This is a genomic window from Flagellimonas chongwuensis (genome assembly GCF_013376415.1).
Taxonomy (GTDB): Bacteria; Bacteroidota; Bacteroidia; order Flavobacteriales; family Flavobacteriaceae; genus Flagellimonas; species Flagellimonas chongwuensis.
Genome location: NZ_WYET01000001.1, coordinates 517,426 through 530,109 on the forward strand (window position 1 = coordinate 517,426; position 12,684 = coordinate 530,109).

The following is a 12,684-nucleotide window of genomic DNA, read 5'->3' on the forward strand; positions in this document are numbered from 1 at the left end:
ATAACAGGAACCAACAAACAACGAAAACCATGTTCAAGAACTATCTTAAAATCGCTTGGAGAAATCTGATAAAAAACAAAATATTCAGTATTGCCAACATTGTAGGACTTACCTGCGCTTTTGCCGTGGCCATTCTGTTGAGCATGACAGCTTTGTTTGAACTGTCTTTTGATCAGTTCCACGAGAATAAGGATAGTGCATACCAAATCTACCTGACCAGCCAAACCCCAAGAGGAGCAGAAACGAGCACATCCAACCCAGTCCCTCTGGCGAGCGCCCTTAAGGAAGAAGTTTCGGGAATAAAGCAAATTACCCGAAGCTTGAGCGAGGATGCCTTGGTAAGCTACCAGGACAAAGATTTGGATTTGGATGCCGAATTCGTTGATGCCGAATTCTTTTCTATTTTCAGCTTTCCCGTGATTGCGGGTAATACTAACAATCCTTTGCCTTCAAAAAATTCTGTTGCCATAACCGAAGAAACAGCCACAAAAATGTTCGGGAACACGAATGTGGTCGGCGATGTGCTTCAGGTTAAAGTGGGAAGCGATGTTTATCCCTTTACCATTTCGGCCGTTTTGGAAAACACACCGACCAATAGCAGTATAGATTTTGATATTGTGATTCCGTTCGAGAACCATCCCGAATTTGAGGCTAACAAGGATGTTTGGAACTCTCAGTTTTTTCCGATTTATCTGCAATTGGAAGAGGGTATGACGACAGAACAGTTCGAGGTCAATTCAAGGGAATTTGCCAATCTTCATTATAGGGGAAGTATCGAAAGCGATAAAAGGGATGGAGCATCCCCTGATGAAAATGGACAGTTTAAGCAGTTCCATTTGTTGCCTATTACCGACATGCACTTCGTATCCTTTAAGGAAGGAAAGGCCGAAACAGCCCGCACTTTTCCCTATTTGATTCTTGGGGTGGCAATTGTGATTATATTCATTGTTTGCGCAAATTTCATTAACATGAACATTGCCCTGAGTGAAAAAAGATTGAAAGAAATCGGTATGCGCAAAACACTGGGGGCGGTAAAAAAGCAACTGTTCTTCCAGTTTTGGATGGAAAGTGTAGTTGTTTTCTTGGTTTCCATCGGACTTGGGCTTCTGCTAAGCAATTTACTCATAGATCCCTTTAAAACCCTATTCGTAACAAAGGCCACTTTTGCCGAGGTGACCAAGCCCGCTATTATTCTTCTGTTTGCTGCATCCATTTTTATAATCACCCTGATTGCTGGGGGCTATCCGGCATTGATCATGAGCAAACTGGGCACCCTTAGAGCACTGAAAGGTAAGTTGGACTTTGGTAAAAACCGGTTAAGAAACGGTTTGATCGTGCTTCAGTTTGCAATCGCCATTATTTTGATCAGTGGGACATTGGTTTTGCACGGACAAATAGAGTTTTTGCGGAACAAGGACTTGGGCTATAACAAGGAACAGGTGGTATCCATCCCCTTGAACGGCAGAAAGGATAGTTATGCCGTTATAGAACTTTTGCGGGATGAACTTACCCAAAACCCTGATATTTTGAGCGTATCCGGCTCTGATAGCAATTTGGGCCTAGGGAAGGACGGCAGTATTACCAGCAGTGCCATGGGATTCGATTATAAAGGCAGGGGATTGATTACAAATGCACTTACCGTAGACTACGACTACGCCAAAACCTTGGATATTGAGCTTTTGGAAGGACGTATGTTCGATAAAAAATACAGTACCGACAGTCTTAGTTTGGTAATCAACGAAAGCATGGCCAAGCAATTTGGAGAGGACGACCCACTGTCCATCCGAATCAATATGGATGATGCCGTTACCTATTCGGTGGTCGGGGTCATAAAAGATTATTATTTCCAAGATGTAAAAAAGGAAGTACAACCGCTTACCTTATTCCTCAACCGTAATTGGGACCTATATTATGCATACGTGAAAATTTCGCCCAAAAATGCCGCACAATCTTTTGATGCCATAAAAACGGCCTGGGAAAAAATTGAGCCTCAAGCAGAGTTCTTGGGCTCGTTTTTAGATGAAAATGTGGACCGCACCTTTAAAAGGGAGAAAACCTTGGCCACAATCATTACAAGTGGCAGTATTTTGGGAATTATATTAAGTTGCTTGGGGCTATTCGCTATTTCCATTTTAGTGGTGGCGCAAAGAACAAAAGAGATAGGAGTGAGAAAAGTGGTAGGAGCAAGCGTGTCTTCCGTTGCGCTGTTACTGACCAAGGATTTTTTAAAGTTGGTCGGCCTGGCCTTTTTGGTAGCCACCCCAATTTCTTGGTATTTTTTAAATGAATGGTTGCAGAATTATGCCTCGCACGTAAGTTTAAGTCCGTTGTTCTTTGTTGTTGCAGGACTTACGGCTACATTGATAGCTTTTATTACGGTGGGTTCACGTACGGTAAAAGCTGCATCTGCAAATCCGGTGAAAAGTTTAAGGGACGAATAAATAAACATACTATGCTATTACAACTCAACAATATTTTCAAATGGGTCACCACGGGCGGCCAACGTATATTTTTATTAAAGGATATCAACCTAGAGGTTGAAGAAGGCGAGTTCATTTCTATCATGGGGCCATCAGGTTCCGGAAAATCCACATTGCTCAACGTCATCGGGATGCTCGACACTTTTGATGAGGGCGAGTATAATTTCATGGATGAATCCGTACACTCCCTAAAGGAGAAACACCGTTCCAACTTGTACAAACAGTATATTGGCTTTGTCTTCCAATCCTATCATTTGTTGGACGAGCTTACGGTAAAGGAAAACTTGGAAATGCCCCTGATCTATAAAAAAATAAAAGGCTCTGAGCGAAAGGCGATGGTAGCCGATATGTTGGACCGTTTCAATATTGTTGGGAAAAAGGACCTTTTCCCTGCACAATTAAGCGGTGGTCAACAGCAATTGGTAGGGGTGGCGAGAGCATTGATATCCAATCCTAAATTAATATTGGCCGATGAGCCTACAGGAAACCTTAACTCGAAACAAGGGGAAGAAATCATGGAACTTTTCAAGCAATTAAACCGGGAAGGGGTGACCATTATCCAAGTGACGCATTCGGAGAAAAATGCGGAATACGGCTCCCGTATCATCAATTTATTGGACGGGCGGATGGTTTAATCGGCCAGTTCGGCCAATTCTTTGCCAATAAGGCTGCCGAGTGCGACACCCATTCCGCCCAGGCGAACGCCGCAGTAAATAGCATTTGAAACCTGTTTTACGATAGGTGATTTTTGTGCGCCCACTCCCATAATACCGCTCCATCTCCGCTCTATTTTAACGGATTGCCGGGGTAAAATCATTGTGTGTAGCAGTTCTTCCAGTTTGTTCTGGATAATCGGGGTCTGTCCGAAAGTTATAGTCTCTTCGGTTTCAAAATCAAGGTTTCTTCCACCACCGAACAGGATTCTATCATCAATGTTGCGGAAGTAATAATAGCCTTCGTCAAAATGGAATGTCCCCTTGATATGCAAGTTTTGGATGGGTTCCGTAATCAAGACCTGTGCCCTTGCAGGTTTTACAGTTTCCAACTTCAATAACCTTGAGGCAAACCCGTTGGTGGCCACGAATACTTTCTTGGACTGAAACTCAAAGTCGGTTGTTTTGATGATTCCAACGCCATTGCATTCTGTCACATCTTGCACCATTACGCCGTTTAAAATGGGTATTTCCATGTACACACATTTTTGAATCAAGGAGCACATCATTTTGCCTATGTCCAATTGCCCTTCCAGCTGGTGCGTGATGTACTTTTCCTGAATATTGGAGAACCCGAAGAAATTGGAATTGGTTACAAAAGGGTTTTTGGCAAAAATCGGCTCCATCAAACGGTTGAGATAAGGAATGGATTCCAAGCATTTTTCATAAAACGCAGGTTTTTCCAAAGGAAACAGTTCGTGACCTCCGTGGAGCTCGAATCCTATGGCTTTATCTCCCAAAAGATGACGTAGTCTCTGAATGCCGTTCCAGCGTTTTTCGACGAGCTTCACCACTTCTTCTTCAGAATGGTGCTCCAAGTCTGATAGAATTTCCGAGGCGCTCCCAAAACAAGCAAAACCTGCGTTTTTAGTACTTGCCCCCTGTGGTAAACTGCCTTTTTCCAATATCAGGATATTGCTCTTGGGATATTTTTCCTTAAGGCTTATGGCACAATTAATACCAACGATACCGCTGCCGATTACGGTAAAATCAACATTGGAAAACCAACTTTTATGTTCCCAGTAACTTAATTGCATAAAAGAAAAGCCCCGATAAATTCGGGGCTTTGATTAATGTTCTTCTTTATATTTTGGATCCATTTTAAAATCCTCCATGAATTTGGTGGTATAGTTGCCGGCCAAATAATCTGGGTGATCCATCAATTGACGGTGAAATGGAATGGTCGTCTTTACACCTTCGATAACAAACTCGTCCAAGGCCCTTCTCATTTTGTTGATGGCTTCTTCCCTTGTTTGTGCGGTGGTAATCAACTTCGCGATCATGGAATCATAATTCGGAGGAATCATGTAACCACTGTACACATGCGTATCCAAACGGACGCCGTGTCCACCGGGCGTATGAAGCGTTGTTATCTTTCCCGGAGAAGGTCTAAAGTCGTTATAAGGGTCTTCCGCGTTGATCCTACATTCGATGGAATGTAATTTTGGATAGTAGTTTTTACCGGAAATCGGCACACCACCCGCTACCAAAATTTGCTCACGGATCAAATCGTAATCCACCACCTGTTCTGTGATCGGGTGCTCTACCTGAATACGGGTGTTCATCTCCATAAAGTAGAAATTCCGGTGTTTGTCCACCAAAAATTCAATGGTTCCCGCTCCTTCATATTTGATGTACTCGGCCGCCTTAACTGCTGCCTTGCCCATATCTTCACGGAGTTTGTCCGTCATAAATGGAGACGGGGTTTCTTCGGTAAGTTTTTGGTGCCTACGTTGAACGGAACAATCCCTTTCGGATAAGTGGCAAGCTTTTCCATATTGATCACCAACAATCTGGATTTCGATATGGCGAGGCTCCTCAATCAACTTTTCCATGTACATTCCACCATTTCCAAAGGCTGCGGTCGCTTCGGTAACGGCACTGTTGAAGTTTTTCTCCATTTGGTCTTCGGACCAGATGGCTCTCATTCCCTTTCCTCCACCACCAGCGGTAGCTTTGATCATTACAGGATACCCCATTTTTTTGGCTTCCTTTTTTGCATGATCAACATCTTTAAGTAGACCTTGGGAACCAGGTACGGTTGGTACTCCGGCTTTTCTCATGGTTTCCTTTGCTGTGGCCTTATCCCCCATTTTATCAATCTGGTCACCGGATGCACCAATGAATTTGATATCGTGCTCGGCACATATTTTGGAGAACTTGGAGTTTTCAGAAAGAAATCCGTACCCCGGATGAATGGCATCGGCGTTGGTAATTTCCGCTGCCGCTATAATATTTGGAATCTTCAGATAAGACTCACTGCTGGGTGCCGGACCAATACAAACGGCTTCGTCGGCAAAACGAACGTGAAGGCTTTCCTCATCCGCCTTAGAGTAAACGGCCACCGTTTTAATGCCCATTTCCTTGCAGGTTCTTATGATCCGCAAGGCAATTTCGCCCCTATTTGCAATCAATACTTTTTTAAACATAGAACACAATCTTAAATTAGGAATTCTAAATCTTAAATGGTTCCGGGCGATGATATTGATGGCCCAGAATCTATCATTTAAAATTCACTACGACGGGTCTACCAAGAATAAGGGTTGGTCAAACTCAACAGGAGAGGAATCGTCAACCAAAATCTTTACAATTTTACCTGAAACTTCGGATTCGATATCGTTGAAAAGTTTCATTGCCTCTATCACACAAAGAACATCTCCTTTGTTGATGGAAGTTCCAACCTCGACAAATGCTGGTTTGTCAGGCGAAGGTTTTCTATAAAAAGTTCCTATAATAGGAGATTTTATGGTAATGTATTTGGAGTCATCATCTGATTTTTTGGCTTCAGATGGTGCAGGTGCAGCGGTTTCTTGGGCTACTGGTGCTTGTGCTGCTGGAGCCGCTGCTGTTTGGGGAACAGGAATCTGTTGAACAATTGTGGTTTCTGGTGAACCTGAACCGGCGCTTCCCGTTCGAATGGTGATTTTGATATCCTCCATTTCCAGCTTCACCTCGCTGGCGCCCGATTTGGCGACAAACTTGATTAAACTTTGAATTTCCTTAATGTCCATGGAATATAATTTGTTAGTTGCGTGATTAAGAATTATAGGCCCATTTTAAATAAATGGAACCCCATGTAAAACCACCTCCAAAGGCGGCAAAAATTATGTTATCTCCTTTTTTTAACTGCTTCTCGAAGTCGTACAACAACAAGGGCAATGTTGCGGAGGTCGTATTTCCGTAACGGTCGATGTTGATTAGAACTTTTTCTGGTTCTACTCCCATTCGATTTGCTGTGGCATCGATGATACGTTTATTGGCTTGGTGGGGCGCTAACCATTGCACATCATCTTTTGTCAAATTGTTCCGCTCCATGATCAGTGCCGATACATCTGCCATATTGGATACCGCGAATTTAAAAACGGACTTACCGTCTTGGTACACAAAATGTTGTTTGTTTTTTACGGTTGCCTCAGAAGCAGGCAGAATAGAGCCGCCTGCATCAATCTTTAAAAATTGACGACCAATACCATCAGAGCGAAGATATTCGTCTTGAAGTCCCAATCCTTCTTCATTAGGTTCAAAAAGAACCGCTCCGGCTCCATCACCAAAAATAATACAAGTAGTTCTATCCGTATAATCTATTATGGAGGACATTTTATCGGCCCCAATGACCAATACTTTTTTATATCTACCGGATTCAATATAGCTGGCTGCCGTGGACATCCCGTATAAAAAGCTGGAACACGCTGCCTGCAAGTCGTAGGCGAAAGCGTTTACAGCACCAATTTCTGAAGCCACATATGCAGCGGTTGATGCTACGGGCAAGTCGGGGGTTGCGGTTGCTACAAGCACAAAATCTATTTCGGAAGCTTCAATGCCTCTTTTTTGAAGCAGGTCTTCTGCGGCTTTGATGGCCATAAAAGATGTTCCTGCATTCTCTTCTTTTAAGATTCTACGTTCCTTGATTCCGGTTCTGGTAGTTATCCATTCATCGTTGGTATCTACCATAGTTTCCAGTACTTTATTGGAAAGTACAAAATCGGGAACATATCCTCCTACAGCTGTTATTGCTGCTGTTGTTTTCTTCATTTTAGCCTCTCTTTATTGTCAAAAAGAATCAAATTTGACCCAAAAGCGGTGAAAATTAGTCATTTTATATGACTTTATGGGCAAAATTAATCGTTTTTGGGTGTTAACGTGGGCCCATAAAAAAACTCCCGTTAAAAATTGAACGGGAGTTGCTTTATTTTAAGGTGTTTGCGATTAGGCCGCTGTTTCCTCTTCAGTTTTGTCGATCAAAATCTGACCTCTGTAGTACAATTTGCCTTCGTGCCAATGTGCTCTGTGCATCAAGTGCATTTCACCTGTTGTTGAGTCTTTGGCAATTGTAGGCGCAACTGCTTTGTAGTGGGTTCTTCTTTTGTCCCTTCTGGTTTTTGATATTTTTCTCTTAGGATGTGCCATTATAAACCTATTTATCCGTTAGTAACTTTTTTAAATCGTCCCACCTGGGGTCTGTGTCTTCTGATGGTTTTGTATTCTCTTTTGGCTGAAGCTCTTCTAGCTTGTCCAAGATTTCGGATTGCAATGTGCCATCTTCCACTCCGGGATGAACCCTTTTTTGTGGAACGGCCAGCACCAACATTTCGTATATGTACTGTGCAATATTAAATTGGTGTTCTCCATGTGGAATGATAAGGATCTCATCGTCTTCATCATTGTACTCTTCGCCAAACTTGACGACTAGTTTCAATTTGGAATCAATAGGCTGGTCAAAAGGTTCGCCCGTTAAGTCACAATCCACATTTATGGTTCCCTCCGCTTCAATCTGAAGTTCCATCATCGTGCTCATTTTATCCAAAATGGCATCAATTTTTACGGAAGCTCCGTTAAATTCTTGGTAGTCAAAAGATTCAAAGAACGCATCATCAATTTCGTACACAAAGTTATGTTTTCCCAACTTCAGACCTGAAAAAGGGATATTAAACTCTTTCAGCTTCATCATTTCTACACTTAAGGTTTGTGTACCAGCCTTTAAAGGCGGGTGCAAAGATACTACTAATTTACAAAACTGCAATTCTTGCCACAACAAATATCCAAAATGAATACAACTTTTTACCCTCCGCGCTTAATTTTCTGCTTTTTTAGAGGGTTTTCGGTGAGTTCTTGGTATTCGGTCCGGTTCCTAAACACTTGAATGGCAGTAAAAACTGCTTCTTTAAACGAACTGTCGTCCGCCTTGCCCTTGCCTGCAATTTCGTAGGCGGTGCCATGATCGGGTGATGTTCTTACCTTATTTAGACCTGCAGTATAATTGACTCCCTTTCCAAAAGAGAGTGTTTTAAATGGGATTAGCCCTTGATCGTGGTATGCCGCCAGTATGGCATCAAAATTTTTATGATTGTCAGAACCAAAGAAACTATCGGCCGAATAGGGGCCGTACACCAAAGTGCCCTTGTCGAACAATTCTTTTATGGTAGGTTTTAGGATTTTATCGTCCTCTTCCCCAATGGTTCCGTTGTCCCCACTGTGCGGATTGATCCCCAAAAGCGCAATTTTGGGTTTACGAATGCCAAAATCCATTTTTAGCGATTCCTCCATGGTAACAACTTTGTTGCGGATAAGCTTTGGGGTTATGGCCTTGGCCACATCCTTTACGGCGATGTGATCGGTAAGCAGACCTACCCGAAGTTCGTTGGTTACCATAAACATCAGACTTTCACCTTTCAGTTCTTGGGCCAAAAAATCGGTATGTCCGGGAAACTTGAAATCTTCGGATTGTATATTGTTTTTGTTGATGGGTGCCGTCACCAAAACATCGGTCTTATTTTCTTTTAGGGCATTCACGGCGGCCTTCAATGATGTAATGGCAAATTCACCGGCCTCCTTTGTGGCCTGTCCGTACTGAATACTGGGAACATCCTTGCTCACATTTACGATATTGACTTTTCCTTCCAAGGCCTGGTCGGCATCGCGGACACCGTTGAATTTGATATCCAGCCCAAAATCTTTGATCTGTTGTGAAACAATCTTGTTGGATGCAAATAGTACTGGTGTGCAAAAGTCCAACATTCTTGCATCCTCAAAAGTTTTGAGCGCTACCTCGCACCCAATTCCGTTAATGTCTCCAATGGAGATCCCCAATCGTATTTTTTGATTTTCCTTCATAAAATGAATGCCGTTATGGCTACTTTTGCATTACAAAACTAGTCAATTAATAAGACACAATGTTCACAGGGATCATAGAGACTTTAGGGAAAGTTGAAAAGCTGGAAAAAGAGGGCGGAAATCTTCATATAACAGTTTCTTCCACAATTACTTCTGAATTAAAGATAGACCAAAGTGTTTCGCACAACGGGGTATGCCTAACCGTTGTTTCCATTCATGCCGATCAGTATACCGTGACCGCTATTGAAGAAACCCTGAGCAAAACCAATTTAGGCGACCTGAAGGTTGGGGAAGTGGTCAATTTGGAGCGGGCGATGTTGCTCGGCGCGCGTTTGGACGGACATATTGTTCAAGGGCACGTGGATCAAACCGCAACTTGTAAATCCATTGAGGAGAAGGATGGCAGTTGGGTCTATACCTTTGCATACGATTCCAGACTCAATAATGTGACCATCGAAAAAGGCTCCATTACGGTGGACGGAGTTAGTTTGACCGTTGTGGATTCCAAAAAAGACAGTTTTAGCGTTGCGATAATTCCTTACACCTACGAGCATACCCGTTTCCACACCTACAAAGTAGGTGGCACCATTAACCTAGAGTTCGATGTGGTTGGAAAATATGTTTCCAGATTATTGGAGTTGCGAGGGTAACCCGCTAAAACACGTTTTTCATTCCTTGCCATACCTTTAATAATACAAAAGCGGAAAGGGCTACTACAACAGTTAGAATGATGGCCAATTGGTATTCTCCATAAATCCAATATCCTGTGGCGAACATAATGGAGTAAATCAATACAACTCCTGATAGCATTGCCTTAATTCCTGATGGTACACTCCACTTTTCGTTTGTCTTGACTATTTCCACATTTTCGACCTCCGCTTCATCAACAACTTTTGCCCAACCTGGACCTCCTGGCTGAATTTTTAGATAGAAGCTTCGAAGCACCTCTTTACTTTCCGGTTGGGTAACAAATGTGGCTGTTAACCAGATAATGGAAGTTACTATCATTATAAAAGGTAAATCGGCCCATTCAGGAAAAATACCTGTGTCCGGAGCAAACAAATAACCTCGCAAAGGAGTGGTTTCGAGTAAAACCGCTAGTATTCCTGATGAGAACATGGCGGTAATTTCACTCCAAGCGTTGATTCGCCACCAGAACCACCTTAATATGAAAATAAGCCCTGTTCCCGCTCCAAATGATAAAAGCAGGTTGAACACTCCCATGGCATCCTGTAGGGCCAATGCCAAAAACGCACTCAACACCATTAACAGTACGGTAGAAATCCTACCCACATTTACCATTTGTTTTTCTGATGCCTCTGGATTTATTTGTTGCTTATAAAAATCATACACTATGTAGGAGGAACCCCAGTTCAATTGCGTAGAAATGGTGGACATATAGGCCGCAACCAGAGAGGCTAGAACCACACCTAAAAGACCTGTTGGGAGTTTTGTCATCATGGCGGAATAGGCCAAGTCATGTCCCAGCTTATCCTCTGTTACATTGGGGAAGGCTTCGTGGATACTCGCAACATCCGGATATACTACCAAGGAGGCCAAAGCCACTAGAATCCAAGGCCAAGGTCTTAAAGCATAATGCATAATATTAAAGAAGAAGGTAGCTCCAATAGCGTGATTCTCATTTTTCGCCGCCAACATTCGTTGTGCAATATAACCTCCACCGCCTGGTTCGCCTCCAGGATACCAAGAACTCCACCATTGCACCGCCAAGGGTATGATCAGCGCAGTGATCAAGGCTTTTTTATCACTGAAATCGGGGAGTATGCTCAATTTATCTTTTACATTCTCATTTTCCAGAACCGCTTGCAATCCGCCCACTTCGGGCAAATTAACCAGATAATAAGCAGCTCCTATTGCTCCGGCCATTGCCATAAAAAACAGGAAAAAATCACTGTACACAACACCCTTAAATCCACCTAGGGCACTAAAAATAACAGTGATAAGGCCTGCGCTTACCACAGTTACCCAAGGGTCCAACCCTAGCATTACGCCACCTATCTTTATGGCGGCCAAGGTAACGGAGGCCATGGTGATCACATTGAACAAAACCCCAAGATATATGGCCCTGAACTTTCTTAAAAAGCTTGCTGCCTTTCCCCCGTATCTTAATTCATAAAATTCCAGATCCGTTTTTACGTTAGATTTTCTCCAAAGCTTGGCATAAACAAAAACGGTCAACATCCCTGTCAACAAAAAGCACCACCACCCCCAGTTTCCTGAAACACCATTGGAGCGAACCAAATCGGTCACCAAATTGGGCGTATCCGTGGAAAAAGTCGTAGCGACCATGGACAATCCCAAAAGCCACCAGGGCATACTTCGGCCGGATAAAAAATATTCTGTTGAATTTTGTCCGGATTTTTTTGAAACATAAATCCCTATGAAGAGGACCAAAGCAAAAAATCCAAAAATGATGGTGTAATCTAAAAGCTCTAATTTCATTTGTTCAGTTTGGCTGGAGCTAAAGATAGTTTTTTTGGGTTACTTTTGTGAACCCGCAAAAAAAATCCTCATGTTTCTTTCTGCTTTCTCCGACATTTCTGTTGCCGCTTGGACCATGGCCGCTACCGCTGCTTTTTTGATGGGGGTCTCCAAAGCGGGACTTAAGGGCATGTCCATTTTTAATGTGACCCTTATGGCTTTGGCCTTTGGTTCGAGAGCTTCTACGGGGCTTTTTATTCCGCTGCTGATTGTTGGGGATATTTTTGCGGTGGTCTATTACAACCGACACGCCCAATGGAAATACATTTTTAAGTTTATTCCATGGATGATCCTTGGGATACTCGTCGGAGTATTGGTCGGCAAAGATCTTCCTGAATGGGAATTTAAATGGGGGATGGTAATTGTGATATTTATAAGTTTGGCGATGCTCATTTGGTGGGATAGAAGAAAGTCCCAAACCGTGCCCACCCATTGGTTGTTTTCGGGTTCTATGGGAATTTTGGCCGGAATCTGTACCATGATCGGCAATTTGGCCGGTGCCTTCACCAATATTTTCTTTTTGGCCATGCGATTGCCCAAGAACGAGTTTGTGGGTACGGCAGCTTGGCTGTTCTTTATCACTAATTTGTTCAAACTTCCTTTTCATGTATTTGTTTGGAAAACGGTTACGGTTGAAAGCCTTCTGATTAACTTAAGGCTTTTGCCCGCCATTCTTCTCGGTTTGATTTTGGGCGTTTTCTTGGTGAAGAAAATCAACGAAAAAAACTACAAGCGTTTTATCTTGATTGTAACGGCCATTGGTGCTGTGGCAATTTTGTTTAAATAACTTTTTCTTTTTTTGAAAAGGTATTTCTACCAATATGATTCGTTTATGAAGATTCCGCAGGAGCTGGGCATGAGCCAGAGCAAAGGATTGT

General features: G+C 42.8%; 12 protein-coding genes. 4 read left to right on the forward strand and 8 right to left on the reverse strand.

What is annotated here, in order from left to right; genetic code table 11:
• Positions 1-29: 29 nt before the first annotated feature.
• Positions 30-2,441 carry an ABC transporter permease gene (locus tag GUA46_RS02245; protein WP_176619123.1) on the forward strand — a complete coding sequence of 804 codons (2,412 nt, stop codon included), beginning with the start codon at positions 30-32 and terminating at the stop codon, positions 2,439-2,441.
• Positions 2,442-2,452: 11 nt separating this feature from the next.
• Entirely contained in the window at positions 2,453-3,115 is a 663-nt protein-coding gene (locus GUA46_RS02250) for an ABC transporter ATP-binding protein (protein ID WP_176619124.1), read from the forward strand.
• On the opposite strand, the gene GUA46_RS02255 is transcribed toward GUA46_RS02250, so the two are convergent.
• The 7 genes from GUA46_RS02255 to pdxA all read right to left on the reverse strand — a co-directional run bounded on the left by GUA46_RS02255 (position 3,112) and on the right by pdxA (position 9,304).
• Positions 3,112-4,230 carry an NAD(P)/FAD-dependent oxidoreductase gene (locus GUA46_RS02255; RefSeq protein WP_176619125.1) on the reverse strand — a complete coding sequence of 373 codons (1,119 nt, stop codon included), beginning with the start codon at positions 4,228-4,230 and terminating at the stop codon, positions 3,112-3,114. The two genes, GUA46_RS02250 and GUA46_RS02255, sit on opposite strands and share 4 nt — an antisense overlap.
• A gap of 33 nt (positions 4,231-4,263) precedes the next feature.
• On the reverse strand, positions 4,264-5,622 hold the full coding sequence (gene accC / locus GUA46_RS02260) for an acetyl-CoA carboxylase biotin carboxylase subunit (RefSeq protein ID WP_176619126.1): 1,359 nt from the start codon (positions 5,620-5,622) through the stop codon (positions 4,264-4,266).
• An 87-nt stretch (positions 5,623-5,709) separates the two neighbouring features.
• Positions 5,710-6,204 carry an acetyl-CoA carboxylase biotin carboxyl carrier protein gene (gene accB / locus GUA46_RS02265; RefSeq protein ID WP_176619127.1) on the reverse strand — a complete coding sequence of 165 codons (495 nt, stop codon included), beginning with the start codon at positions 6,202-6,204 and terminating at the stop codon, positions 5,710-5,712.
• Between the two features lie 25 nt (positions 6,205-6,229).
• Positions 6,230-7,225 (reverse strand): beta-ketoacyl-ACP synthase III, encoded by a 996-nt coding sequence (locus tag GUA46_RS02270; RefSeq protein ID WP_108245689.1) that lies wholly within the window; start codon positions 7,223-7,225, stop codon positions 6,230-6,232.
• Positions 7,226-7,399: 174 nt separating this feature from the next.
• Complete coding sequence (gene rpmF, locus GUA46_RS02275; protein ID WP_108245690.1) at positions 7,400-7,600, reverse strand: 50S ribosomal protein L32; 201 nt, start codon at positions 7,598-7,600, stop codon at positions 7,400-7,402.
• Between the two features lie 7 nt (positions 7,601-7,607).
• The gene (locus tag GUA46_RS02280) at positions 7,608-8,141 is read right to left on the reverse strand and encodes a YceD family protein (protein ID WP_176619128.1); all 534 of its coding nucleotides are present in this window, start codon (positions 8,139-8,141) and stop codon (positions 7,608-7,610) included.
• A gap of 110 nt (positions 8,142-8,251) precedes the next feature.
• Positions 8,252-9,304, reverse strand: coding sequence for a 4-hydroxythreonine-4-phosphate dehydrogenase PdxA (pdxA, locus tag GUA46_RS02285; RefSeq protein WP_176619129.1), 1,053 nt, complete (start codon positions 9,302-9,304; stop codon positions 8,252-8,254).
• A 59-nt stretch (positions 9,305-9,363) separates the two neighbouring features.
• Here pdxA and GUA46_RS02290 point away from each other — a divergent pair, with 59 nt between their 5' ends.
• Positions 9,364-9,954 (forward strand): riboflavin synthase, encoded by a 591-nt coding sequence (locus GUA46_RS02290; protein WP_176619130.1) that lies wholly within the window; start codon positions 9,364-9,366, stop codon positions 9,952-9,954.
• Between the two features lie 4 nt (positions 9,955-9,958).
• On the opposite strand, the gene GUA46_RS02295 is transcribed toward GUA46_RS02290, so the two are convergent.
• Positions 9,959-11,767, reverse strand: a complete 1,809-nt coding sequence (locus tag GUA46_RS02295) for a sodium:solute symporter family protein (protein WP_176619131.1) — start codon at positions 11,765-11,767, stop codon at positions 9,959-9,961.
• A 70-nt stretch (positions 11,768-11,837) separates the two neighbouring features.
• On the opposite strand from GUA46_RS02295, the gene GUA46_RS02300 reads away from it, so the two are divergent.
• Positions 11,838-12,593 (forward strand): sulfite exporter TauE/SafE family protein, encoded by a 756-nt coding sequence (locus GUA46_RS02300; protein ID WP_108245694.1) that lies wholly within the window; start codon positions 11,838-11,840, stop codon positions 12,591-12,593.
• Positions 12,594-12,684 lie beyond the last annotated feature (91 nt).